The sequence below is a fragment of the Nonomuraea sp. NPDC050153 genome, assembly GCF_044460125.1.
GTDB lineage: Bacteria > Actinomycetota > Actinomycetes > Streptosporangiales > Streptosporangiaceae > Nonomuraea.
In genome coordinates this window covers 110,043-134,665 of record NZ_JBITJQ010000024.1, presented here as the reverse complement: position 1 = coordinate 134,665, position 24,623 = coordinate 110,043, and the positions used below count along the sequence as shown (strand labels likewise).

Annotated in this window: 17 protein-coding genes; 12 read left to right on the top strand and 5 right to left on the bottom strand. The window is 70.9% G+C overall.

Annotation, left to right across the window (positions count from 1 at the left end; all coding sequences use genetic code 11):
• Window positions 1-39: 39 nt before the first annotated feature.
• From ACIBQ1_RS41585 to ACIBQ1_RS41575, 3 genes are all read right to left on the bottom strand, one after another.
• Window positions 40-996 (bottom strand): hypothetical protein, encoded by a 957-nt coding sequence (locus tag ACIBQ1_RS41585; RefSeq protein ID WP_397285876.1) that lies wholly within the window; start codon window positions 994-996, stop codon window positions 40-42.
• A 294-nt stretch (window positions 997-1,290) separates the two neighbouring features.
• Complete coding sequence (locus tag ACIBQ1_RS41580; RefSeq protein ID WP_397285874.1) at window positions 1,291-2,733, bottom strand: pectinesterase family protein; 1,443 nt, start codon at window positions 2,731-2,733, stop codon at window positions 1,291-1,293.
• 68 nt (window positions 2,734-2,801) lie between these two features.
• On the bottom strand, window positions 2,802-4,268 hold the full coding sequence (locus ACIBQ1_RS41575) for an RICIN domain-containing protein (protein WP_397285872.1): 1,467 nt from the start codon (window positions 4,266-4,268) through the stop codon (window positions 2,802-2,804).
• Window positions 4,269-4,665: 397 nt separating this feature from the next.
• Between ACIBQ1_RS41575 and ACIBQ1_RS41570 the strand changes: the two genes are divergently transcribed.
• Together ACIBQ1_RS41570 and ACIBQ1_RS41565 are read left to right on the top strand one after the other, a co-directional pair.
• Complete coding sequence (locus ACIBQ1_RS41570) at window positions 4,666-8,505, top strand: Pls/PosA family non-ribosomal peptide synthetase (RefSeq protein WP_397285870.1); 3,840 nt, start codon at window positions 4,666-4,668, stop codon at window positions 8,503-8,505.
• Complete coding sequence (locus ACIBQ1_RS41565) at window positions 8,502-9,773, top strand: M1 family metallopeptidase (protein WP_397285972.1); 1,272 nt, start codon at window positions 8,502-8,504, stop codon at window positions 9,771-9,773. The genes ACIBQ1_RS41570 and ACIBQ1_RS41565 overlap by 4 nt, the downstream gene beginning before the upstream one ends.
• 4 nt (window positions 9,774-9,777) lie before the next feature.
• Here the strand turns inward: ACIBQ1_RS41565 and ACIBQ1_RS41560 are convergent, their stop codons facing one another.
• Window positions 9,778-10,410 (bottom strand): pyridoxamine 5'-phosphate oxidase family protein, encoded by a 633-nt coding sequence (locus ACIBQ1_RS41560; RefSeq protein ID WP_397285868.1) that lies wholly within the window; start codon window positions 10,408-10,410, stop codon window positions 9,778-9,780.
• Window positions 10,411-10,519: 109 nt separating this feature from the next.
• Here ACIBQ1_RS41560 and ACIBQ1_RS41555 point away from each other — a divergent pair, with 109 nt between their 5' ends.
• Together ACIBQ1_RS41555 and ACIBQ1_RS41550 are read left to right on the top strand one after the other, a co-directional pair.
• The gene (locus tag ACIBQ1_RS41555; protein ID WP_397285866.1) at window positions 10,520-10,816 is read left to right on the top strand and encodes a DUF3817 domain-containing protein; all 297 of its coding nucleotides are present in this window, start codon (window positions 10,520-10,522) and stop codon (window positions 10,814-10,816) included.
• Between the two features lie 166 nt (window positions 10,817-10,982).
• Window positions 10,983-12,944 (top strand): beta-N-acetylglucosaminidase domain-containing protein, encoded by a 1,962-nt coding sequence (locus ACIBQ1_RS41550; protein ID WP_397285864.1) that lies wholly within the window; start codon window positions 10,983-10,985, stop codon window positions 12,942-12,944.
• A 12-nt stretch (window positions 12,945-12,956) separates the two neighbouring features.
• Here ACIBQ1_RS41550 and ACIBQ1_RS41545 read toward each other — a convergent pair whose 3' ends face one another.
• Window positions 12,957-14,975 carry a beta-galactosidase gene (locus tag ACIBQ1_RS41545; protein WP_397285862.1) on the bottom strand — a complete coding sequence of 673 codons (2,019 nt, stop codon included), beginning with the start codon at window positions 14,973-14,975 and terminating at the stop codon, window positions 12,957-12,959.
• A 91-nt stretch (window positions 14,976-15,066) separates the two neighbouring features.
• Between ACIBQ1_RS41545 and ACIBQ1_RS41540 the strand changes: the two genes are divergently transcribed.
• The 8 genes from ACIBQ1_RS41540 to ACIBQ1_RS41505 all read left to right on the top strand — a co-directional run bounded on the left by ACIBQ1_RS41540 (window position 15,067) and on the right by ACIBQ1_RS41505 (window position 24,584).
• Complete coding sequence (locus tag ACIBQ1_RS41540; RefSeq protein ID WP_397285860.1) at window positions 15,067-16,080, top strand: LacI family DNA-binding transcriptional regulator; 1,014 nt, start codon at window positions 15,067-15,069, stop codon at window positions 16,078-16,080.
• 330 nt (window positions 16,081-16,410) lie between these two features.
• Window positions 16,411-17,733, top strand: a complete 1,323-nt coding sequence (locus ACIBQ1_RS41535; RefSeq protein WP_397285858.1) for a carbohydrate ABC transporter substrate-binding protein — start codon at window positions 16,411-16,413, stop codon at window positions 17,731-17,733.
• A 1-nt stretch (window position 17,734) separates the two neighbouring features.
• A complete protein-coding gene (locus tag ACIBQ1_RS41530; RefSeq protein ID WP_397285856.1) occupies window positions 17,735-18,640 on the top strand; it encodes a carbohydrate ABC transporter permease in 906 nt (301 codons plus the stop codon).
• An 11-nt stretch (window positions 18,641-18,651) separates the two neighbouring features.
• On the top strand, window positions 18,652-19,518 hold the full coding sequence (locus ACIBQ1_RS41525; RefSeq protein WP_397285854.1) for a carbohydrate ABC transporter permease: 867 nt from the start codon (window positions 18,652-18,654) through the stop codon (window positions 19,516-19,518).
• Window positions 19,519-19,547: 29 nt separating this feature from the next.
• Window positions 19,548-19,727 carry a DUF6903 family protein gene (locus ACIBQ1_RS41520; RefSeq protein ID WP_397285852.1) on the top strand — a complete coding sequence of 60 codons (180 nt, stop codon included), beginning with the start codon at window positions 19,548-19,550 and terminating at the stop codon, window positions 19,725-19,727.
• Entirely contained in the window at window positions 19,724-21,148 is a 1,425-nt protein-coding gene (locus ACIBQ1_RS41515) for an alpha-L-fucosidase (protein ID WP_397285851.1), read from the top strand. The genes ACIBQ1_RS41520 and ACIBQ1_RS41515 overlap by 4 nt, the downstream gene beginning before the upstream one ends.
• The gene (locus ACIBQ1_RS41510; RefSeq protein WP_397285848.1) at window positions 21,145-22,263 is read left to right on the top strand and encodes a hypothetical protein; all 1,119 of its coding nucleotides are present in this window, start codon (window positions 21,145-21,147) and stop codon (window positions 22,261-22,263) included. The genes ACIBQ1_RS41515 and ACIBQ1_RS41510 overlap by 4 nt, the downstream gene beginning before the upstream one ends.
• Entirely contained in the window at window positions 22,260-24,584 is a 2,325-nt protein-coding gene (locus tag ACIBQ1_RS41505) for a discoidin domain-containing protein (protein ID WP_397285846.1), read from the top strand. The genes ACIBQ1_RS41510 and ACIBQ1_RS41505 overlap by 4 nt, the downstream gene beginning before the upstream one ends.
• Window positions 24,585-24,623 lie beyond the last annotated feature (39 nt).

Genomic DNA, 24,623 nt, shown 5'->3' with positions numbered 1-24,623 from the left:
CCCGCCGGGTCTGGCGGGGGCGTCGGGATGATGCGGGAGCTACTTGCTCTGGCAGCTCTTCTTGCGGACCTCGTACCAGACGATGCCCGGAGCCTGGAACCGGATCGCGAAGCACTGGCCCTTTCTGGCGGCTTCCCGGACCTTGTAGATGGCCGAGGCGCCGCCCGACGTGTAGGCGATCTTGCAGATCAGTTTGGCCTTGCCCTTGAGCTTGTCGCAGGCGCCCTTCAACGCCTCGATGGCGCCGGCGACGCCGGCGACGAACCAGACGTTGTAGATCTGCTTGGTGAGCTTCTTCGAGAAGATGAGCCGGCACATGGCCTTCCACCACTCGCACTGCAGCTTGAGCGCCGGGTCGGCGACCACGGGGTAAGCGGCGCCCGCGTGGTTGACCGTCTGGATGAGCGTCATGCCCTCCACCCGGTACGAAGTCGGCACCGGGTTGCCGTTGGCGTCCTTGGCCCAGGGCAGGTCGATCTCGCCGAGGTAGAAGTCGTTGTTGTAGATCAGGACGGTGCCGTCGTCCTCCTCGACCTCCAGCATGCTGCCCTCGGGAGCCGAGATCGGGAAGCGGTACTCGGTCGGCGCCGAGGCGTCATGGATGACGGTCAGCGCCCGGGCGATCTGGCCGGTGCGCTGGTGGGCGAAGGAGACGCTGGGCTGCTTGGCGGCGTAGGTGACCAGGCCGGGCAGCGGCTGGCTGCCGGCGCCGTCGGCCTCCGGCATGCCGATGCCGATCTCGGTCTCGCTGACGGACACCGACAGCGTGTGGCCGGGGTCGGTCGCGGCGGCGAAGGGCCGTTGGACGTCGCCGTCGGGGATCTCGGTCGGCGGGACGGTCCTGGCCTCCTCGATGATCTCGGGGACGACCTCGGTAAGTGCCGCCAGCGTGGGATCGTCGGCCTGCGCGAAGGCCGGGATGCCGGCCACGTTCGCGCTGGTGAGTGCCAGGGCGGTCGCTAACGCGACGATCAATGCCCGAGCGGAAATGCGCATGGATGTCCTTCCACGACGGTGGGGGGCAATGCACAAACGCCGCAAACGTAAAGATCGTCGGAGGCCATTCGGGTGGTCTTGGATTGATGATCCGTAAACGTTTCCCGTCTTCCAGGTTTCATCCCTCGGCCTGGCGCGAGAGTTCCGTCAACGTGCTCCGATGCCCTGAACCGTCACACGAACGAGACCGCTCGCGTCGCCGCCATCGGCCGCGCCCGGCGGGTGGCCGCCTACCTACCGTGATCTGCCGCCCGGGGCGCCACCAAGGTCGACGGTCACCTGCGGAAAACGGCGCTAACCGGCGGGGTTCCAGCCGTCGCTGCCGGCCAGGTACTTCTGGGGGGTGTAGTTCGCCGCCTGCGCGTCGCTGAGCTGCGGGCGGTTGGCGTTGGTGGTAGCGCCGGCGCCGTTGTTGCGGTATTCGAGGAAGCGGGCGTTCTTCCAGGAGTTCGATGACATGTCCGTCCACGGCTGCGCGGTGGCGATCGTCGCGCTCAGCGTCGACTCCCGGTACAGCACCTGCGCGTCGGGGCGCCACGGCCGCCCGAGGGTGGTCACGTTGTTCGTGGCGCCGGTGATGCGCGACTTGTAGAACAGGAAGCCGTACGTCTTGGCCGCCGCCGTGCTGGCCGCCGTGACGGGACCGCCCGTGCTGCGCTTCTCGTAGATGTCGCAGCTGTGGAAGACGATCGTGCCGCCGCCGAAGACGAAGTCGACGGTGCCCTCGACATAGGAGTTCTTGACGTACGCGCGGGCCGAGTCGTTGACGAGGAACGTGTCCTGGTCGCCCAGGACGCGGACGTTCGTCAGCGTGGTGCGGTCGCCGTCCAGCCGCAGCGCGACGGCCTGCTGGCCGCTGGGGATGGTGCTCTCGTCGAGGTCGTTGGAGATCGTCAGGTTGGTGGCGGCGGCGTCACGTGCCGAGATCAGCGCGGTGTAGCTGCCGGACGTGCCGTGGGTGTAGGCCGAGCGGTTGTTCACGATGACGGTGTCCGACGGGGACGCGCCCAGGCCCTGCAGCGTCACGTAGGGCTTGTTGACGGTGACGATCTCCCGGTAGTTGCCCGGCTTGATGGTGATCACCACGCGGCTGCCGTTGGTGGACGGCACCGCGTCGATGGCCGCCTGCACCGTCCGGTAGAGGCCGGTGCCGTCGGACGCCACCGTCGGAGTGGCCGATCCGGTGATGGGGTTGAAGCTCCACTGCATGCGGGCGAGGTCGGAGCAGGTCTCCTGGACGACGGGGTTGTTGCCCGCCGTGGAACCGTCCTTGTTGCTCACGCACAGACCCGTGGCCACACTCTTCACCAGATACTTGCCCGACGCCGCCGAGGACGGCGTGAACGTCCACTGCTGATTGGCCTTACTACCGTCACCGCAGCCCCACTGCTGCAACTGCGTACCCGAGACCGTGGACGACCCAGGAACGTCGACACACCGGCCACTACCGCCGTTGACCAGATTGAAGACACTCCCCCGCGCCACCGCCCTGAACTGCTGATCAGCGGCCGAAGCCACACAGGCGACCTGAACCAGCAGAGCGCCATTGTCGGCCGACGAACCCGTCACATCGACGCACTTACCACTCGAACCCGAAGCCAGCGTGTACACGCCACCGTCGGCCGGAACCGCGGCGGCCGAGCTGACTCCGGTGGCGATGGTCAAGACGGTGACGGGCATCGCCAGGACGACCGCGATCTTCGCGGAGCGTGACGGTGCCGGGATGCCGTGGCGCATGGTCAGTCCTTTCCTGAGGGGGTGCGCGCTCGGGGCCGGCCGGGGATCGGCCGGCCCCGAGGTGTCGGTCACACGCCGATGTCGGCCTGCGGGCCCGCGTAGGTGCGAAGGAGCGCCGGGACCTGCGCGGCCGGGTCCAGCTTGTAGGAGTAGAAGGAGGACGGCGTGAAGGCGGAGCCGCCGGTCTCCTGCTGGCCCGTCGAGTTGACCACGATGCTGCCGCTCTGGCGGAGCTCTGCGGCGTCGTCCCTGTAGTAGGGGTCCTTGACGTTGTCGTAGTAGCTGTTCTCGATCACCATCTTGGTGGCGCCGCGCGAGGAGTTGCCGTACGAGGTGATGTTCTGCAGGTAGTTGTTGTACAGGTGGGCGTAGGCGACGTTGTCGGTGCTGGGGTTGCGCTGGTTGTTGTCGTGGATCCAGTTGTGGTGGATCGTCATCCGCGCCGTGACGTTGTCGGTCCAGCCGATGCCGAACGCCTTGTTGTTCTCCGACAGGACGTTCCAGGACACGGTGAGGTAGCTGGTGTCCTTGCGGCTGTCGATCAGCCCGTCGTTCATGCGGGTGATCGTGTTGTGGTCGATCCAGATGTGGTGGGCGGTGTCCATCTGGATGCCGTCGTAGTCGTAGAGCTTGTCATCCGGGTCGTCGTCGGCCATGCGGGTGTCGCGGATGGTGAGGTTGCGGATGATGACGTTGCTCACACCGGAGCCGAGGAAGAAGCCGCCGTTGACGATGTGGCCCCTGGTGCCGACGCCGACGATGGTCTTGTTGGAGGCGACCTTGAGCTCGGTGCCGTACGGCGTGACGGTGATGGCGCCGTTGACCTTGATGACGTACGGGTCGGCGGCGGTGGCGTACTTGACCAGGTCGGCGTAGGTGGTCACGGTGACCGTGGCGCCGGCCGCGCCCCCGGTGGTGGTCGGCAGGCCGTTGCCGCCGGTGGCGGCGAACCCGTCGGCGTTGTTCGACCAGACCGGACCCCCGGCCGAGGGGGCGGCGAAGGTCCACTGCATGCGGGCGACGTCGGAGCAGGTCTCCTGAACGATGGGGTTGTTGCCCGCGGTGGAACCGTCCTTGTTGCTCACGCACAGACCGGTTGCCACGCTCTTGACCAGGTACTTGCCCGACGCCGCCGAGGACGGCGTGAACGTCCACTGCTGATTGGCCTTACTGCCGTCACCGCAGCCCCACTGCTGCAACTGCGTACCCGAGACCGTGGACGACCCAGGAACGTCGACACACCGGCCACTACCGCCGTTGACCAGATTGAAGACACTCCCCCGGGCCACCGCCCTGAACTGCTGATCAGCGGCCGAAGCGACACAGGCGACCTGAACCAGCAGAGCGCCATTGTCGGCCGACGAACCCGTCACATCGACGCACTTACCGCTCGAACCCGAAGCCAGCGTGTACACGCCGCCGTCGGCCGGTGCCGCCGCCTGTGCCGGTCCGGCGGCCCCCACCAGCGCGGTGGCGCTGACCAGGACGGCAGCCGCAGAGAGGGTGCGGCCTTTGATGGTTGAGAGCAGATTCATTGATGACATCCTCGAAGGTCGAGATGAATCTCCGCATCGGACGAATCAGCGCGCTTACTAAATAGCCGCCCTCCGCGTCGGTGCGCTGAGGTTACGACCGCGTTTCCGATTACGTCAATCCATGAAACAAACGGGCGATCCCGCTCCGATACCTGGCCGAACCCCCGTTTTCAGCGCCGTTGACACCCGGTGAAGACCGTCCTTCCGGCGTTTTTCGCTGGTCATTGCATGACCCGGGGCAAAGGGCGGCCGGCGCGACGGCGGGCGGCCATCCGAAAAATTTCGATGATTCGACGGCGCGCGGCCCTGAAACTTTCCCCCACCCCCGGGCTTCCCGGTTCGCGACACGGGGCGCGTACTCTGGCATGTCACCCGTTGTCCATCAAGGGAGCACCGCTTGCCCAGCCATCCTGCCGATTTAAGCCTGCGGCCCGCGACCGCGATCTATCCCGCGGGCGTGCTGGCGCCGGCGCCCCGTACCCTGATCGACGTCCTCGACGAGACCACCCGCCGCCACCCGCACGCGCCGGCGATCGACGACGGCACCGTGCTCCTCGACTACCGTTCGCTGCGCGCAGAGGTGGACCGGTTGGTCGCCCGGCTCGGCGCGGCCGGGGTGGGCCGCGGCGCCCGGGTCGGCGTGCGCGTCACGTCGGGGACCGCCGAGCTGTACGTGTCCATCCTCGCCGTGCTCGCCGCGGGCGCCGCCTACGTGCCCGTCGACGCCGACGACCCGGCCGAGCGCGCGGAGACGGTGTTCGCCGAGGCCGGCGTGGACGCGGTCATCACCGGGGAGCTCACGGTGACCGGCGCCGCCGACCGGGCTCCCGCACCGCCCGAGCCGGGCGACGACGCGTGGATCATCTTCACCTCCGGTTCGACCGGCAAGCCGAAGGGCGTCGCGGTGACGCACCGCTCCGCCGCCGCGTTCGTGGACGCCGAGGCGGGGCTGTTCCTGCAGGAGCGGCCGCTGGGCCCCGGCGACCGGGTGCTGGCCGGGCTCTCGGTGGCCTTCGACGCCTCCTGCGAGGAGATGTGGCTGGCGTGGCGGCACGGCGCCTGCCTCGTGCCCGCGCCCAGAGCCCTGGTGCGCACCGGGATGGACCTGGGCCCCTGGCTGGCCGACCGGCGGATCACGGCCGTCTCGACGGTGCCCACGCTGGCCGCGCTCTGGCCGGCCGAGCACCTCGACGGCATCCGGCTGCTCATCTTCGGCGGCGAGGCCTGCCCGCCCGAGCTGGCCGAGCGCCTCGCCGTGCCAGGGCGCGAGGTGTGGAACACCTACGGGCCCACCGAGGCCACGGTGGTGGCCACGGCGGCGCGGCTCACCGGCGACGGCCCGGTGCGCATCGGGCTGCCCCTCGACGGATGGGACCTCGCGGTCGTCGACGGCGCGGGCGAACCGGTGGCCCTCGGCGAGACCGGCGAGCTGGTGATCGGCGGCGTCGGCCTGGCCCGCTACCTGGACCCGGTCAAGGACGCCGAGAAGTACGCGCCGCTGCCGTCTCTGGGCTGGCCACGCGCCTACCGCAGCGGCGACCTGGTACGCGCCGACTCCGAAGGGCTGATCTTCGCGGGCCGAGCCGACGACCAGGTGAAGCTGGGCGGCCGCCGGATCGAGCTGGGCGAGGTGGACGCCGCGTTGCAGGCGCTGCCCGGGGTCGCGGGCGCGGCCGCCGCCGTCCGCACCGCCGGCGGCGGCCACCAGGTGCTCGTCGGCTACGTCGTCGCCGAGCCCGGTTTCGACCTCGGGCAGGCGCGCGAACGACTCGCGGCGACGCTGCCCGCGGCCCTCGTGCCGCGCCTGGCGCCGATCGACTCGCTGCCCACCAGAACCTCGGGAAAGATCGACCGGGCCGCGCTGCCGTGGCCGCTGGCCGGGCCGGCCGCCGCGGAAGTCGCGCTGAGCGCGGCCGAGGCGCGGCTGGCCGAACGCTGGACGGCCGTGCTCGGCGTACCGCCGAGCGGCCCCGACGCCGACTTCTTCGCAGACGGCGGCACCAGCCTGGCGGCGGCCCGGCTGGTGTCGGTGCTGCGCGCCGACCATCCCGACGTGGCCGTGGGCGACGTGTACGCCCAGCCGACGCTCGGCGGGCTGGCCCGGCTGCTGTCCGGCAGGGGCCAGGCCGAGACCGGACGGCGGCCCGTGGTCCCGATGCCCAGGCGGGCCGAGCTGGCCCAGTCCGCGCTGATGGTGGTGCTGCTGAGCGCCGGCGCGGCGCGCTGGATCGTGCTGCTCGCCGCGCTCGGCAACCTGCTCGCGCCGCCGTGGGCCCCGGCCCTGTCGTGGTGGTGGGTGGCGCTGGGCGCCCTGGTGTTCGTCACGCCCCCGGGGCGGATGGGCCTGTCGGCGGCCGTGGCCCGGCTCCTGCTGCGCGGCGTGCAGCCCGGCGCCTATCCGCGCGGCGGCGGCGTACACCTGCGGGTGTGGTTCGCCGAGCGGTTCGCGGAGCGGCTCGGCGTGCCCGACCTGGCCGGAGCGCCGTACATGACGTGGTACGCCCGGCTGCTCGGCGCCCAGGTGGGCGGCGACGCCGACCTGCACTCGCCGCCGCCCGTCACCGGGCTGCTCAAACTCGGCAGGGGCGCCTCGGTCGAGCAGGAGGTCGATCTCAGCGGCTACTGGTACGACGGCGACCTGCTGCGCGTCGGCGAGATCAGGATCGGCGCGGGCGCGACCGTCGGCTCCCGTTCGACGCTCCTGCCCGGCACCAGGATCGGGAAGAACGCCCAGATCGCTCCCGGATCGGCGGTCGCCGGCACCGTGCCGGCGGGCCAGCACTGGGCGGGCGCCCCGGCGTTCAGGCAGGGCAAGTCCCGCCGGTCGCGCCCGGCGGAGCGGCCCCCTCGCTCCCGGTTCTGGGCCGCCGTGTACGGGCTCAGCGCCATGGTGCTCAGCCTGCTCCCGGCCGTCGCGGCCGGGGCCGGGCTCGCGGTGCTGGCCGCGTTCGCCGCGGACGCGCCAACGGTCGGCGCGGCCCTGGCCGCCTCCCTGCCGGGCGTGCCGGCGGCGACCCTCGCGGGCATGGCGGCCTTCGCCCTGGTCACGCTGGTCACCGTGCGACTGCTCGGGCTGGGCCTGCACGCCGGCCGCCATCCGGTGCACAGCCGCCAGGCGTGGCAGGCGTGGGCGACCGGACGGTTGATGGCCTCGGCGCGCGTCTGGCTGTTCCCCCTGTACGCCAGCGTCCTGACGCCCGTCTGGCTGCGGGCGCTCGGCATGACGGTGGGCCGCGGCGTCGAGTTGTCGACCGTCCTGGCGCTGCCCACGATGACCTCCGTCGGCGACGGCGCGTTCCTGGCCGACGACACGATGGTGGCCCCGTACGAGCTGGACGGCGGGTGGATGCGCATCGCCTCCGCGCGGATCGGCAAGCGCGCCTTCCTCGGCAACTCGGGGATGACCGCGCCCGGCCGCAAGGTGCCCAAGGACGGCCTGGTCGGCGTGCTGTCGGCGACGCCGAAGAAGGCCAGGTCCGGCTCGTCGTACGTGGGCATGCCGCCCATCGAGCTGCGCCGCACCGCCGAGGAGGCCGACCGGAGCCGCACCTACGACCCGCCCGCCCGGTACAAGGCGGCCAGGGCGCTGGTCGAGGCGTTCCGCGTGGTGCCCGCGATGTGCGCGGTCGCGCTCGCCGTCATCGTCGCCGCCGCCCTCGAGTGGCTCGCCGCGGGTTACGGCTTCGCCGCGACGCTCGCGCTGGGCGGCGTGGTGCTGCTGGCCGCGGGCGTGGCCGCCGCCGCGGTCGCGACGGCCGCCAAATGGCTGCTGGTCGGCCGGATCCGGGCAGGCAGCAAGCCGCTCTGGAGCTCGTTCGTGTGGCGCAACGAGCTCGCGGACAACTTCGTGGAGGTGCTCGCGGCGCCCTGGTTCGCGCAGCCGTGGCTGGGGACCGCGCCGCTGAACGCGTGGCTGCGTTCACTCGGGGCGCAAATCGGGCATGGGGTCTCATGTGACACGTACTGGCTGCCGGAGGCTGATCTGGTGACATTGGGGGACGGCGCCTGCGTCAACCGGGGCTGTGTCCTGCAGACCCACCTGTTCCACGACCGGGTCATGAACATCGACACCGTGACCCTTGAGGCGGGCGCGACGCTGGGCCCGCACGGCGTGGTGCTGCCCGCCGCGCGGGTGGGCGCCGACACCACGATCGGGCCGGCCTCGCTCGTCATGCGCGGGGAGTCGGTGCCCGGGCGTACGCGATGGTTCGGCAATCCCATCTCGGCGTGGCGATGACACCGTACTTCCCCGGGCACGGCGACCACCGCTACATGGTGTCGCGCTATGACCTGTCGTTGAAGTACCGGGTGTCGAACAACCGGATCGACGGCACGGCCCTGCTGACGGTGACGGCCGCCGAACCGCTCAGCGTGCTCGAACTGGACCTCGGCCGCTTCCGGGTCGCGGGCGTCGCCGTGGACGGCGTCGCCGCCCGCCATCTGCACGACCGGGGCAAGTTGCGGGTGACGCTGCCCTGGCCGCTGCCCACGGGAGCCGTCGCCGAGGTCGAGGTCCGCTATTCGGGCAGCCCGGTCCCGGTGCGCAGCCCGTGGGGCGGGCTGGGGTGGGAGGAGCTGTCCGACGGCGCGCTGGTCGCCGGGCAGCCCATCGGCGCGCCCTCCTGGTTCCCGTGCAACGACCGGCCCGGGGACAAGGCGTCGTACCGGATCGCCGTGACGACCGCCTCGCCGTACCGGGTCATCGCGAACGGGGTGCTCACCGCCCAGCGGCGCGCCGGCGGGACCACGACGTGGATCTACGAGCAGCGCGAGCCGATGGCGAGCTATCTGGCCAGCGTGCAGATCGGGCGTTACCAGGTCACGCAGGTCGCGGGCACCCGGGTCGCCCATCCGGCGCGCCTGGGCGCCCGCGTCCGGCACGACTTCGGGCGGCAGGGCGAGATGATGGCGGCGTTCACCGACCTGTTCGGGCCTTACCCGTTCACCGGCTACGTCGTCGTCGTGGCAGACGACGAGCTGGACATCCCGATCGAGGCGCAGGGCATGTCGATCTTCGGCAGGAACCACGTGGACGGGCGGCGCGGGTCCGAACGGCTGGTCGCGCACGAACTGGCGCACCAGTGGTTCGGCAACAGCCTCACGGTGTCCCGCTGGAGCGACATCTGGCTGCAGGAGGGGTTCGCCACGTACGCCGAATGGCTCTGGTCGGAGTCCTCGGGCGGGCCGTCCGCCGCCTCGCACGCCAAACGCTGGCACCAGCGCCTCGCCGCGCTCCGCCAGGACTTCGTGCTGGCCGACCCCGGGGTGGACACGCTGTTCGACGACCGCGTCTACAAGCGGGGGGCGCTGACCGTGCACGCGCTGCGCCGGACACTGGGCGACGAGGTCTTCTTCTCCATGCTGCGCGACTGGACGGCCGGGCGCCGGCACGCGAACGTCACCACCCAGGACTTCGCCGGGCACGTCCAGCGGCACACCACCCTGCCGGTGGGGCCGCTGCTGTCGGCCTGGCTGCACGACAAGCCGCTGCCCCCGATCCCCTGACCTCTCAGTACTGGTTCATCTTGGCGTCCATGGCCAGCCCCGCGTCGATCACCTTCGCGGGCACCTTGAGGCCCATGTGATCCTTGGCGATCCGTCCGAGCGTGGGCAGGCTCTTGCGGTCCGGCCAGGTCTCGGGCTTCCACAGGGACGAGCGCAGGAACGCCTTCGCGCAGTGCATGTAGAGCTCCTCGACCTCGACGAGGAGCGCCAGCTGCGGCCGTTTGCCCTTGACCGTCAGGTCATCGAAGAACGGCGCGTCCGAAACGAGCGTCGCGCGGCCGTTCACCCGCAGGGTCTCGTTCATCCCCGGCACGATGAACAGCAGCCCGACACGGGGGTTGTCCAGCACGTTGCGGAAGCTGTCGAGCCGGTGGTTGCCGGGCCGGTCGGCGAGCACCAGCCGATGGTCGTCGAGGACCAGCACCGACCCGGCGGGGTCGCCTCTGGGTGAGACGTCGCACAGGCCGTCCGTGTTGGAGGTCGCCAGCAGCACGAACGGCGAGTGGGCGATGATCGTGCGCGCGTGCTCGTCGATCCGGGCGATGTCCTTGTCCCAGATGGTCTGCGGCGGGTCTTTCACGATCTCGCGGAGCTCGGCCTCGGTCGTCACCGTACGGATCTCAGAAGGATTCGTCACCCTCCCAACATAAGGTAAGCCTAACCTTCGCGACAGGTGTTCCCTGGATGATCAGACTGCGCTCTACAGCCTGTAGAGTATGGGCGATAATCGGACGAAAGGGTGGATTGTGCTGCGCTGGTTTCGACTCGTGGCGGTAGCCGAGGCGTGCTCGTGGGCGGGGCTGCTGGCCGGGATGTTCTTCAAGTACGCGACCGAGACCGGCGAGCTCGGCGTGAAGGTGTTCGGGCCGATCCACGGCGCGCTGTTCGTGCTGTACGCGCTCGGGGTGGTCCTCTCGGCGCGGGAGGCGGGCTGGAGCCGGGGCACGGTGGTGCTCGGCCTGGCGTGCGCGGTGCCGCCGTTCACCTCGGTGTGGTTCGAACGCCGGATGGCGGCGCGCACGGCGGCCGAACAACCCGCCTGACCCGATTTGCCAGATGTGTGGGCCAACATAACTCTTGACAGTAAAGGTGCGGATATTAACCTGATGATCAGGTTGCCGGTCTAGACCGCGTAGAGAAAGGCGCGAGCCCACCCCCCAGCAGGTGACACCCTGATCACCTTGCCGGTATAGACCAGTGGAGACTTTTGTGACAAGACGCAAGATCACCACCGCAGCGGGTCTCGCGCTGGCCGCGTCCCTGTGCGCCGGAGCGCTCCTGCCCGTCCCCGCGGCCCACTCCGCTCCCGTGCCGCCCTTACCCTCGGTGTCGCCGACCCCGCAGTCACTGACCGGCGCCGGCGCCGCCGCCGACGTCACCGGCCGGGTGCTCGTGGTCGCCGACGCCCAGACCGACCCCGCCGCCCGCGACCGCCTCGTACGGGAGCTCAAGGCGCACGGCGCCGGCCGGGTGGACACGGTCGCCCCCGGCAGGATCCCCCCGGGCACGTCCGGCCTGCTCACGGTGCGGCTCGGCCCCGCGGCCCGCCCGGACATCGCCAAGGCGCTCGGCGACACGACCGTGCCCGGCCAGGCCGAGGGGTACGCGTTGCGGGTCTCGGGCGGCACCCCACGCCAGATCGCGCTCGGCGGCAAGGACGCCGCGGGCCAGTTCTACGCCGTGCAGACGCTGCGCCAGTTGTTCGTCCAGTCCGGCGGCGGCTGGAAGGTGGCGGGGGTCCAGGTCAGCGACTTCCCGTCCATGCCGCTGCGCGGCACCATCGAAGGCTTCTACGGCGCCCCGTGGACCCACGCCGAACGCCTCGACCAGATGGACTTCTACGGCGACGTCAAGGCCAACACCTACGTCTACGCCCCCAAGGACGATCCCTACCATCGCGACAAGTGGCGCGACCCCTACCCGGCCGACAAGCTCGCCGAGCTGGGCGAGCTGGTGGCACGCGCCGGCGCGAACCACGTCCGCTTCACCTTCGCGCTCTCGCCTGGCGTGTCGATCTGCTACTCCGACCGCGCGGACCGCGACATCCTCAAGGCCAAGCTGCAGGCGCTCTACGATCTGGGCGCCAGGGCGTTCTCCATCCCGCTGGACGACATCAGCTACACGCGCTGGAACTGCGCGGCGGACGAGGCCGCGTACGGCGCGGCCGGACGCACCGCCGCGGCGAAGGCCCAGGTCGATCTGCTCAACGACCTGCAGCGCACCTTCATCGCCACCCACGAAGGCGCCCGGCCGCTGCAGATGGTGCCCACCGAGTACGGCGACCTGACCGACACCACGTACAAGCAGACCATGCGGGCCTCCCTCGACCCCGCGGTCGAGGTGATGTGGACCGGCACCGACACCGTGCCTCCGGAGATCACCAACGCGCAGGCCGAGAAGGCGGCGCAGCTGTTCGGGCGCAAGGTGTTCGTCTGGGACAACTATCCGGTCAACGACTACGGCAACACCAGCGGCCGGTTGCTGCTGGCGCCGTACGACAAGCGTGAGGGCGGCCTGTCCGCGCATCTGTCCGGCATCGTGGCCAACCCGATGAACCAGCCGTACGCGAGCAAGGTCGCGGTCTTCGGCACCGCGGACTTCACCTGGAACGACAAGGCGTACGACGCGAGGAGGAGCTGGCCGCGGGCGATGGCCTACCTGGCCGGCGGCGACCAGGCGGCCACGGCGGCCCTGCTGGTCTTCGGCGACCTGGAGCACGTGGCTCCGACCTTCGGCGGCACCCCATGGCAGCCGCAGGCGCCCGAGCTCGCCGCGCGGGTGACCGCGTTCTGGCAGGCGTGGGACGCCGGGCGGCGGGCCGAGGCGATCATCGCGCTGCGACCGTACGCGACGGCCATCGCCACGGCGCCGGCCACCATCCGCGGCGGGGCGGTGCAGCGGGGCTTCGCCGCTGACGCCGGGTCCTGGCTCGATGCCACGCAGCTGTGGGGCAGGGCGATGGTGGACATGATCGACGCGCTCCAGGCCCGGGAGGCGGGGGACGCGACCAGGGCCGCCACGTTGCTCGCCGAGTCGCGCGAGCTGCAGCGGCAGGCCCGCGCCGTCCGGGTCAGCCCGCCGCGCAACCGCTGGGGCGCGGCCCAGCCCCAGGTCGGCGACGGGGTGCTCGACGTCTTCCTGGCCGAGGCCGACTCCCGGCTCCAGCGGTGAGCGGCCGGCGGGTCAGCCGAACTCCTCGACGTACTCCTCGGGAGGTCCCAGCTCGGGGCGGTCGCGCAGCTCCAAGAGCCCGCCGAGGTGTTCTAGTTCGAGGACCGTCACGATGTTCTCGCCCGTGCGGAGCAGCGGTGCCGGGCAGTACAGCGTGACCTGCGGGCCGATGTCCCAGTAGCGGCCGAGCAGGAACCCGTTGACCCAGACGAGGCCGCGCCGGGATCCCGGCAGGGCCAGGAAGGTGTCCGCGGGCGCGCCCACGTCCACCGTCGCGACGGCGAACCCGGCGGGCGCGGCGGTGGACCCGGCGTGGGTGGACGCGGGACCACCCGGCGCCGACGCGGGACCGGCGGGCTGGGGCACGGAGCCGACGGGCTGGGGCACGGGGCCGGCGGGCTGGGGCGTGGGGCCGGCGGCGAGCGCGTGGGTCAGGTCGGCGGCGGACCACTCCTGCAGGGCGATCGGCACGCTGTCCCAGCCCTGCACGATCCGGCGGTCGACGAGGACCGGGCCGATCAGGCCCTTGTGCCGGCCGATGCCGGGCCCGTAGTTCACCCGGCCGAGGTTCTCGACCAGGACCTCCAGGTGGACGGCGGCGCCGGTCCCGCGGATCGGGAGCTCCTGGTGGTCGGGGTCGGCGACGCCGAGGAACGTGCCGTCGGTGAAGACCAGGGCCCGGTCGCGCACGTCGGTGAGGACGAGCCGGTGCTCGCCCGCCGGGACGCGCGGGCGCGCGGTGTGCAGGACCATGCCCGCGTCGAGCCCGAGCCGCTCGAACGACGCCGGGCGCGGGCCGGTCGAGGTGAGCGCCGGCACCGCGCGCAGGCCGGCGAGCAGTCCGGCGCGGTGGACGAGCGGGACGCGGGCCGGCGGCAGCGTCGGCGTCCGCGCGGGCATCCGTACGGGCCCGCGCGCGCCGAGCGCCTCCCGCACGGCGAAGAACTTGGCGGTGAGCGTGCCGTCCTCGGCGACCGGCGCGTCGGAGTCGTAGCTGGTCACGGTGGGCTGCAGCCGGCCCTCGTGCTCGTTGGCGCCCGCCCAGAGCCCGAAGTTGGTCCCGCCGTGCGCCATGTAGATGCTCACGCTGCCGCCGTCGGCCGTGATCTCCTTGAGCGCGTCGACGACGCTGCCGGCGTCGCGCACGTGGTGGCGTTCGCCCCAGTGGTCGAACCAGCCGTTCCAGAACTCGGCGACGACGAACGGCTCGTCCGGCCGCCGCGCCGCGAGCAGCCGCCGGGCGGCGTCGGGCTTGGAGCCCAGCGTGACGGCCGTCAGGGTGCCCGGCAGGGCGCCGCCGTCCAGCATCAGCTCGGTGGGCCCGTCGGCGGTGAACATCAGCTCCCGGATGCCCCGCGCGGCCAGGGCCTCGCGATTCCAGCGCAGGTAGACCCGGTCGTCGCCGAAGCTGCCGAACTCGTTCTCCACCTGCACCGCCACGACCGGCCCGCCCTGGCCGGCCTGGAGCGCGGCGATGCGCGGGACCAGCTCGTCGAACCAGCGGCCGACCGCGGCGATGAACGCGGGGTCGGAGCTGCGGATCGCGACGTCGCGGCCGGTGAGCCAGCTCGGCAGGCCGCCGTTCGACCACTCGGCGCAGATGTACGGGCCGGGCCGGACGACGACGTCGAGGCCCTCCTCCCCCACCATGCGGATGAACCGCTCGACGTCCCGCCAGCCGTCGAAGCGCGGCGCGTCGTCCTCGCGGGGCTGGTGGAAGTTCCACGCGACGTAGGTGTCGACCGTGTTGAGCCCGAGGTCGGCCAGCCGGCGGATCCGGTCCCGCCAGAGGTCTGGGTGGACGCGGAAGTAGTGCAGCCCTCCGGACAGGATGCGATGGGGTGCGCCGTGCCGGTAGAGGCGGCCCCCGCGCCAGGTGAGCGCGCTCGTCCCGGCCGAGGTCACAGACAGGGTCACAGCCGCGGCCGCAGCCGGGGGCGCGGCCGAAATCGGGGCCGAGGGGTCGGCCGGGATCGGGGTCGTGGTCGTCGTCGGGGCCAGAGAGGTGTCCGGCGCGGGCAGCTCGATCACGGTGGCAGAGCCTATGTTATCGATGCCATACGTAACAAGGGCGGTAGGATCGGCTGACGACGTCGCGGGCAGGCCGCGAGAGGGGAGCGCCATGACCAAGGCCACCGAGCGGCCCACGAGGCAGCCGAGCATGGCCGACGTGGCCAGAGCCGCCGGGGTGTCGGCGCAGACCGTCTCGCGCGCCCTCCGCGACTCGCCGAACGTCAACCCGGCGACCAGGAGACGCGTGCTCGCGGCCGTGGAGCAGCTCGGCTACCGCTTCAACAACGCCGCCCGGGTGCTGTCCTCCGGGCGCAGCCACACCATCGGGCTCGTGCTGCTGCAGTCCGGCGGCTACTACTCGCGCTCGGCGGTGACCGCCGGCGTCGAGTCGGCCGCGGGCGCGGCCGGCTACGCGGTGAGCATCGCGACCATCGCCAGGCTCGACACCGGCCTGATGGAGCGGTCCCTGTCCAAACTCGCCGACCAGGGCGTGGACGGCATCGTGATCGCCGTCCCGCTCATCTCGGTGACGCAGAAGATGGAGGACATCACCCGGGACATCCCCACCGTCACGCTCGACGGCTCGCGCACCGCCAGCGCCCGGGTGCTCGGGATCGACCAGAAGGAGGCGGGCCGCCTCGCCACGCAGCACCTGCTCGACCTGGGGCATCGCCAGGTGTGGCACGTGTCGGGCCCCGACGAGTGGATCGAGGCGCGCCAGCGGCGGCAGGGCTGGCAGGAGTGCCTGGCCGCGGCCGGGATCCAGGCGCCGCCCCCGCTGGAGGGCGACTGGTCGCCCGACTCCGGACACCGGCAGGGGCAGGTCCTGGCCATGATCCCGGACGTGACCGCCGTCTTCGCCGCCAGCGACGAGATGGCCTTCGGCGTGATCCGCGCCCTGCGCGAGCACGGCCGGTCCGTGCCCGGCGACGTGTCCATCGTGAGCGTCGACGACATCGCCCTGGCCGCCTACTGCCACCCGCCGCTGACGACCGTGCGGCAGGACTTCTACCGCTCCGGCGCGGCGGCCGTCGCCCTGCTGCTGGGCGGGGACGCCGCCGACGCTCCGGTCACCGCGTCACTGTCGGTGCGCGACTCCACAGCGCCCCCACGTCGCCACTGAGCACCACCGCGACTCCACAGCACCCCCGCGACTCCACAGCACCCCCGCGAGTCATCGCTGAGTGCCCCCGCGAGTCATCGCCGAGCGCCGCCGTGGCTCCACGGCGTCACCACGTCGCGGCCGGGCCATGTCGCGATCGTCCGCAAAGTGCCTCTTGCGCCTTCATGTTATCGATGCCACTGTAACAACGTCCGGACCCTGCCGAGAGATCCAGATCCCCGGCTGGCGGCGCGGCGTCCCGGCGTCGTGACCTCCGACGCGGCCTGGCCCGGACCTCGTTCCTCCGCCCCACCCAGGTGGGCAGATGTCCACGGGAAGGACCCCAGAACCATGAGGAGATCACTCGTCCTCGTGAGCGCCGCGATCTCGGCGCTCGGACTGCTCACCGGCTGCTCGGCCGACGGGGACGGCTCGGGCTCCGGCAAGACGACCCTGAGCGTCGCCGCGCTCGAAGGCGGTTACGGGCGGGACATGTACGCCCAGGTCATCCAGGCGTACAAGACCGCGCACCCCGGCGTCGACGTGCAGTTACAGATCTCGAAGAGCATCGAGGACGAGATCACGCCGAACATGAAGGCCGGGCGGTTCCCGGACGTCGTGGTGCTCGGCCAGGGTCGCAAGGCCGCGCTCACCGAGACGCTCATCAAGGACAAGGCGCTTGAAGACCTCACGCCGGTGCTGAAGGCGAAGGTCCCCGGCGAGGACAAGACCGTGGGTGACAAGCTCATCGCGGGCATCGTCGGGAACCTCAACACCAACCCGTACGGCACCGGCCAGACGTACACGATGCCGATGTACTACGCGCCGACCGGGCTCTTCTACAACAAGGGGCTGTTCGCCCGGAAGGGCTGGAAGGTCCCGGCCACCTGGGACGAGATGTTCGCGCTCGGCGAGAAGGCCAAGCAGGAGAAGATCTCGCTGTTCACGTATCCGACCGCCGGCTACCTCGACTCGTACTTCTTCGCGCTCCTCGCCGACGTCGGCGGGGAGCAGTTCTACACCGACGTCATGACGTACAAGCAGGGCGTCTGGCAGACGCCGCAGGCCCGGCAGGTCCTCGATCTCACCACCCGGCTGCTGAAGTACGCCGCGCCGACCACGGTCGGGTACGCCAACGAGCAGGACTTCACCAAGAACCAGCAGTCGCTCCTCGACGACAAGGCGCTGTTCATGCCGAACGGCACCTGGGTCGTCGGCGAGATGAAGGACGCCCCGCGCGCCGACGGCTTCCAGTGGGGCCTGACGACGCTGCCGGCGGTCACCGCGGGCGGCAAGCGCTACATCACGACGTCGGTCGAGTCGGTCTGGATCCCGAGCGCCGCCAAGAACAAGGACGCGGCGAAGGAGTTCGTCGCCTACCTCTATTCCGACGAGGCGGCGAAGATCTTCGCCAAGTCGAACGCGATCCAGCCGATCAAGGGCATCGTGAGCAGCCTGTCCGGGGAGAACGCCGAGTTCTACAAGGTCTACGAGGACCCGGCGGTCGCCGCGCTCGTCGGCGGGTTCGCGGGCACCGCGCCCGTCGAGGGCGTCGACATCAAGGCCACGCTCTTCGACACCGCCAACAGCATCATCAGCGGCGACAAGACCGAGGACCAGTGGCAGGCCGCGCTCAACGACGCCAGCGAGAAACTGCGCCAGGCGGGTGGCTGACGTGGCCGGGAGCAGCCCGGCTCGGCGGCGCGGCAACGGTGCCTTCGTGCTCGCCTGCCTCCTGCCCGCGCTCGTGCTCTTCGCGGTGTTCATGATCGTCCCGACCCTGAACGTGTTCCGGATGTCCTTCTACACCTGGAGCGGCTTCTCCCCGGACATGCGTTTCGTGGGACTCGGCAACTTCGCCCGGCTGGTCGACGACGCGCAGTTCGTCCGCGCGTTCCAGAACACCGTCGCGCTGCTGGTGGTCGTGACCGTCGTGACGATGGGCATGGGCCTGTTCCTCGCGGCGATCATGACCCGCCAGCGGCTGCGGGGCCGGACGCTCTACCGGTTCATCCTGTACGTCCCGAGTGTGCTGTCCGTGGTCGTGATCGCGGCGGTCTTCTCCGCGATCTTCGACCAGCGCAACGGCCTGCTCAACGGCACGCTGCGGCTGCTGTCGCTCGACGGCCTGCAGCAGATCTGGCTCGGCGACCAGCAGCTCGTGCTCTGGTCCGTCGCGATCGCGATGGTCTGGCAGTCGCTCGGCTACTACATGGTGCTCTACATGTCCGGCATGGCGAGCATCCCGGAGGAGATCTACGAGGCCTCCGCGCTCGACGGCGCGTCCGCGGGGCGGCAGTTCTTCGCCATCACGCTGCCGCTCATCTGGCAGAACCTCCGCACGACGCTGACGTTCTTCGTGATGAGCGCGGTCAACCTCAGCTTCGTCCTCGTCCGCGCGATGACCGGCGGCGGGCCCGACGGCTCCTCCGAGGTGCTGCTGAGCTACATGTACAAGCAGGCGTACACGAACTCGTCGTACGGCTACGGCATGGCCATCGGCGTCGTCGTCTTCGCGTTCTCGTTCCTCGTGTCGTTGCTGGTCAGCCGCGCGACGCGGCGCGAGCCCCTTCAGTTCTGAGGACCGCTGCCATGACCACGATCAAACGCGCCGGCCGGCCGCTGACCTACGTCCTGGTCACCGCGATCGCCCTGGCCATCGCGGTGCCGGTCGGCTGGGTGCTGCTCGCCTCGCTCAAGCGGAAGGGCGAGTTCTACGGCAGCCCCTGGACGCTGCCGCAGGGTCTGCACCTGCAGAACTACGCCGACGCGTTCGTCACCGCGCGCATGGGCCAGTACTTCTTCACCTCGGTGCTGGTCACGGTGCTCGGGCTGGTGCTCGTCGTGGCCGTCTCCGTCCCGGCGGCCTACGTCATCGCCCGGTACGAGTTCCGCGGCCGCGGCCTGGTCGAGGTCGCGATGCTGGCCGGGCTGTTCGTCAACGTCAACTACATCGTCGTGCCGATCTTCCTCATGCTCGTCGGCTGGGACCGCGCGCTCGCCGACGTGTTCCCCGACGGCTTCTTCATCGACAACCCCGGGGTCCTCTCGCTCGTCTACGCGGCCACGTCGATCCCGTTCACCATCTACCTGCTCACCGCGTACTTCCGGTCGATCCCGGCCGACTACGAGGAGGCCGCGGCCCTGGATGGGGCCTCCCGCTTCCAGGTCATGGTCAGGGTCATGCTGCCGATGGCGCGGCCAGCGCTCACCACCGTGATCCTGTTCAACTTCCTCGCCTACTGGAACGACTTCATCATCGCGCTCACCCTGCTCCCCGGCGAGGGCAAGACGCTGCAGGTGGGCCTGCTCAACCTGATGACCGCGCAGAAGGCGGCGGCCGACTACGGGCGGCTGTACGCCGGCATGGTCATCGTCATCGTCCCCGTCCTCATCTTCTACGCGCTCATCCAGCGCCGGCTCATCGAGGGCATGGCATCCGGCGGCGTGAAGGGCTGACCGGCCCGTTTCCCAGAGAGGAAACCGTCTTGAAGGATTCGACGCGCAATCTGCTGCTCGTCGCCGCTCGCACGGTCGTCGCGGCCGGCTGCGTCGCCGTCGTGGTCACCGCCCGCACGACGGCCGGGTGGGGCAGCCTCGCGATCATGCTGGTCGCGCTGGCCGGGCTGCTGGCCGTGCTGGCCTCGTACAACCGGCGGTTCCGGTGACCCCGCGGACGCGACCGGCCGCGCTGGCGGCGGTACGGCCGAGCGCCCGCCAGCTCGCCTGGCAGGCGATGGAGTTCTACGGGTTCATCCACTTCGGCATGAACACGATGACGGACCGGGAGTGGGGCGAGGGACACGACGACCCGGCCGCCTTCGACCCGGCCGGACTCGACGCCGACCAGTGGATCAGGGCGCTCAAGTCGGCCGGGATGACCGGCGTGATCCTCACCTGCAAGCACCACGACGGCTTCTGCCTGTGGCCGAGCGACGTCACCACGTACACGGTCGCGTCCTCCCCCTGGCGCGGCGGCCGGGGCGACGTGGTCGCGGAGGTCGCGGCGGCGGCGCGGCGGCACGGCCTGCGGTTCGGGATCTACCTGTCGCCGTGGGATCGCACCGAGGCGTCGTACGGCGCCGGGAGCGCGTACGACGACTTCTACGTCGCCCAGCTCACCGAGCTGCTCACCCGGTACGGCCCGGTGTTCTCGGTGTGGCTGGACGGCGCGAACGGCGAGGGCCCGAACGGCAGGCGCCAGGTCTACGACTGGGAGCGCTACTACGCGGTGGTCCGCGAGCTGCAGCCGGACGCGGTGATCAGCGTGTGCGGGCCCGACGTCCGCTGGTGCGGCAACGAGGCCGGGAGCACGCGCCCCGACGAGTGGAGCGTCGTCCCGCGCGCCCTGCTGGACGCCGAGCGCATCGCGGACCGCTCGCAGCAGGCCGACGACGGCACGTTCGCCCGGCTCGTCCGCAGCGACGACCGCGACCTCGGCAGCCGCGCCGCGCTGGCGGGGCACGAGGACGACCTGGTCTGGTATCCGGCCGAGGTGAACACCTCGATCCGGCCCGGATGGTTCCACCACCCGGCCGAGGACGCCCTTGTCCGCTCGGCGGACGAGCTGTTCCGCATCTACCTGCGTGCCGTCGGCGGCAACTCCTGTTTCCTGCTCAACGTCCCGCCGGCCCGCGACGGGCTGGTGCAGGACGCCGACGTGGCGGTGCTGGCGCGGCTCGGGCGGCGCGTCGAGGACTTCCGGGCGCGGCGCGTGGCGGCGGCCGCGACGGTGTCGTCCGGTACGGCGGGCGACGTCGCCACCGCGTGGCCCGCCCGGGGCCGTACGCCGTGGCGGCCGGACGACGCCGACCCCCAGCCCGGCGTGCGGCTCGTGTTCGCGCGGCCCAGCCCGGTCGAGGCGGTCGTGGTGGGCGAGGACATCACGCACGGGCAGCGCATCGAGCACGTCGTCGTCCGGGGCCGGCGGGACGGCCGGTGGATGACGCTCGCGCAGGCGAACGCGGTGGGTTACCAGCGCATCCTGAGGTTCGCGCCGGCCGAGGTGGACGCCGTGCTGGTCGAGGTGCCGCAGTCCCGGGCCACACCCGTCGTCGCCCACGTGACCGCGATCGGAGCGCCCTCATGAAGGCCGTACTCACGAAGGACACCGCCGAAAAGGGCGCAATCGTGAAGGGCGCCGCCAAGAAGGGCGCCGTCAGAAAGGGCGCCGCAGGGAAGGGCGCCCCTCGCGGACGGTCACCCCGCGCCGCCGTCCTCATCGCCGGCATGGTGGCCGCCCTCGTCGCGCTCACGATCGGCGGCGTGGCGCTCGCCCGGCGCACCGACGCGGTCGCCTCCCTCGACGGGCACACCGTCACCCGCGACGAGTTGCTCTTCCACATGCGTCGCCTCACTCCCCAGGTCGAGAACGAAATACGCAACGACAGCCGCCCCCAGGATGCGAAGGCCGGTGGCAAGAGCGCGATCCAGCGGCTCGCGGCCCGCGCGCTCGACGAGATCCGGCGGGACAAGACCGCCCTCGTGCTCGCGAAGGAGCAGCACCTGATCGGCTCCGTCGACCACGCGGACTTCCTCACCGAACTGGCCGCCGAGAACGAGCGGCGCGCCGACGCCGTCGCCAGGGGCCAGGTGGTCTACGGCCTGGCGGAGTTCGCTCCCGAGGAGTACTACTCGCACCGGCTCACCGAGCTCACGACGAGCCTGAAGCGGCGGCTCAGCGCGGACGCGGACGGCCCGCTCCGGGTCACCGACGCCGACGTCCGCCGGGCGTTCGACGCCGACCGGGACGCCTGGAGCGCCAACGCGACCACGTACACGTACGCGACGCTCGTGGTGCCGGTCCCCGACGGGGCCTCCACGGAGGGCCTCCAGCGGCGGGTGGCCGCCGCCGACCGGCTGGCGGAGCTCGCGGACCGCGAACCGGGCGCCAGGCTCACGACCGCCACGCAGCGCGGCGGCGGCTCGGCCGCCCACGACCAGGAGCTCATGGCCGTGCTGGGCAAGCTCGCGCCCGGCGAGATCTCCGGCCCGGTCCCGGGCACCGGCCAGATCACGTACTACCAGCTCAACGGCAAGACCGTCGACGAGGACGCGGCGTTCGCCGAGTACTCGCGGCGGATCCGGCAGTCGCTCATCGAGGAGAAATTCACCCAGTTCCTCCAGCGCCGGGTGGACAGCAGCGTCTTCAAGGTCGACACGGCGGCGGTGGACGCCATCAACGCAGAGGATGTTCAACAGTGAAACCTGTCGGTACCGCACCCCCCATCGGGCAGGCGCTCCGCATGGGCCTCGCCGTCCTGCTCGCCGCGCTTCTCGCGGGATCGCTCGCGCCCGCCGCGACCGCCGCCGCGACCCCGGACCGCTCCCCCGCCGCCGCCAAGAAGGCCGACTTTCCGGGCAACACGCCCAACCCGACGGGCGGCCAGGACTACTTCATCGACGCCACCAACGGCCGCGACAGCGTGGCCGGCACCACGCAGCAGACCGCCTGGCGCACCCTGGCCAAGGCGAACGCGACGACGTTCAGGCCCGGCGACCGCATCCTGCTCAAGGCCGGCCAGCAGTGGAACAACGAGCAGCTGTGGCCGAAGGGCTCGGGCAGCGCGGGCAGGCCGATCACCATCTCGGCCTACGGCGACCCGCGCGCCCGCCGGCCGTACATCGCCACGAACGGCAGGGTGCCGAGCCCGTTCCGGGCGGACGGCACGAAGAACCCCGACACGGTCGGCCGGACCGGCGCCATCGTGCTGCGCAACCAGCAGTACTTCGAGATCGACAACGTCGAGCTGTCCAACGACGACAACTTCGCCACCGACATCACCACGGGGACCTACGTCCGCGACGGGATCATGGTCTCCATCAACGCCGATCTCCTGGCGGCCGGCGCGGACAGCATCATGGACCACTTCCGCATCTCGAACGTGTACGTCCACGATCTCGACGGCCCGAGCACCTGGCAGAAGATCCACTACGGCGGCGTCAACTTCCAGGTCTTCGGCAGCCGCGGCTACAAGTCGTACGGGACCGGCGGCTACTACTTCAAGGACGTCCGGATCGAGAACAACACGTTCATGAAGGTTGAACTGCACGCCGTGCAGTTCTCGTTCAACTGGTTCGCCGCCGACGGCGCGGACGCCGGCCAGTACGACGAGAGCGGGAAGTTCCACGAGGGCTGGGAACAGCTGTGGGTGCGGACCCGCGACCTCTACAGCCGCGACGTCTACATCGGCCACAACTACGCGGAAAGCGTCGGCCAGGGCGCGTTCCAGTTCGCCAACGCCAAGAACATGACGGTCGAGTACAACGAGGTCAATGGCTTCCTCAAGCGGTACGACGCGGTGTCCTGCGGGCTCTACCTGTGGGCGGGCGCCGACTCGGTCATGCAGTTCAACGAGGTCTACGGCGGCCCGGACAACGAGTACGACGGCACGCCGTGGGACCTGGAGTACACGAACTTCAACGTCACCTACCAGTTCAACTACTCGCACGACAACGCGGCGGGCTGGATGGCGTACATGGGCAACAGCTCCAACTCGGTCGCCCGCTACAACCTGAGCGTCAACGACAACGGCGTGCTCGTGAAGAACATGCTGTCGACGAACTACTCGCCGACCTACTTCACGAACAACACCTTCGTGTACGACGGCGCGGACCTCGACTACGTGCACGACGAGACGTTCCTGAGCACCGTCTACTTCCTGAACAACATCTTCTACAACTCCTCCAGCACGACCCCGACGCCGTGGTACCGCCGCACCGGCGCCCTGCGCCAGGCGGTGTTCTCCAACAACGACTACTACGAGGCCGGCGGCACGCACTCCACCCAGGAGCCGGCGGACCGGGCGGGCCTGCGCGCCGACCCGAAGTTCGTGGGCGACCCGGCGAAGTACGTCACCGGAGCGGGCGTGGCCCAGATCCGGACGGCCGCCGCGCACTTCAAGCTCCGCGACGACTCGCCGCTCATCGACGCGGGCCGCTACAACCCCCACCTGGGCACCGAGGACTTCCTCGGCACCCACATCTACTACGGCGACGCGCCGGACATCGGCATGGCGGAGAGCCCGATCGGCGCGAAGGTCACCGATCCGGTGGACGACGACCCCATCGAGAACGACCCGGGTGACGGCCGGGTCAACCTCGCCCTCGGCAAACCGGTCACCGCGAGCTCGACGCACCCCGGCGCGAACGGCACGCTCGTCGCGAAGAACCTGACCGACGGCAACCCGGCGACCCGCTGGGCGGCGGCCGACGACGCGACCTACCCGATCACGCTCGACATCGACTTCGGCACGGCCACCACCTTCGACGAGGTCTATCTGGACGAGTACACCGACTCGGGCACCAACCCGCGGGTCCAGACGTTCGAGCTGCGGCGGTGGGACGCCGGGACCGGCGCGTGGGTGACGTTCGCCGGCCGTGCCAACGGCATCGGGCACGACCTGTCCGTGACCGGTTTCGGCAACGTCACGACCTCCCGTCTCCGGGTGGCGCTGACCGGGAAGGTGGCGAGCGAGGTCTACACCCCGACGATGACCGAGATCGCCGTGTACGACGCCGCCTGACGAACCGCGGGCGGGTGGTTGCCACGGCATCCGCCCGCC

Bases quoted from the DNA above. Each gene is read 5' to 3' on its own strand.
- ACIBQ1_RS41585 (WP_397285876.1), bottom strand. From the start codon at position 996: ATGCGCATTTCCGCTCGGGCATTGATCGTCGCGTTAGCGACCGCCCTG.
- ACIBQ1_RS41580 (WP_397285874.1), bottom strand. From the start codon at position 2,733: ATGCGCCACGGCATCCCGGCACCGTCACGCTCCGCGAAGATCGCGGTC.
- ACIBQ1_RS41575 (WP_397285872.1), bottom strand. From the start codon at position 4,268: ATGAATCTGCTCTCAACCATCAAAGGCCGCACCCTCTCTGCGGCTGCC.
- ACIBQ1_RS41565 (WP_397285972.1), top strand. From the start codon at position 8,502: ATGACACCGTACTTCCCCGGGCACGGCGACCACCGCTACATGGTGTCG.
- ACIBQ1_RS41540 (WP_397285860.1), top strand. From the start codon at position 15,067: ATGACCAAGGCCACCGAGCGGCCCACGAGGCAGCCGAGCATGGCCGAC.
- ACIBQ1_RS41535 (WP_397285858.1), top strand. From the start codon at position 16,411: ATGAGGAGATCACTCGTCCTCGTGAGCGCCGCGATCTCGGCGCTCGGA.
- ACIBQ1_RS41525 (WP_397285854.1), top strand. From the start codon at position 18,652: ATGACCACGATCAAACGCGCCGGCCGGCCGCTGACCTACGTCCTGGTC.
- ACIBQ1_RS41510 (WP_397285848.1), top strand. From the start codon at position 21,145: ATGAAGGCCGTACTCACGAAGGACACCGCCGAAAAGGGCGCAATCGTG.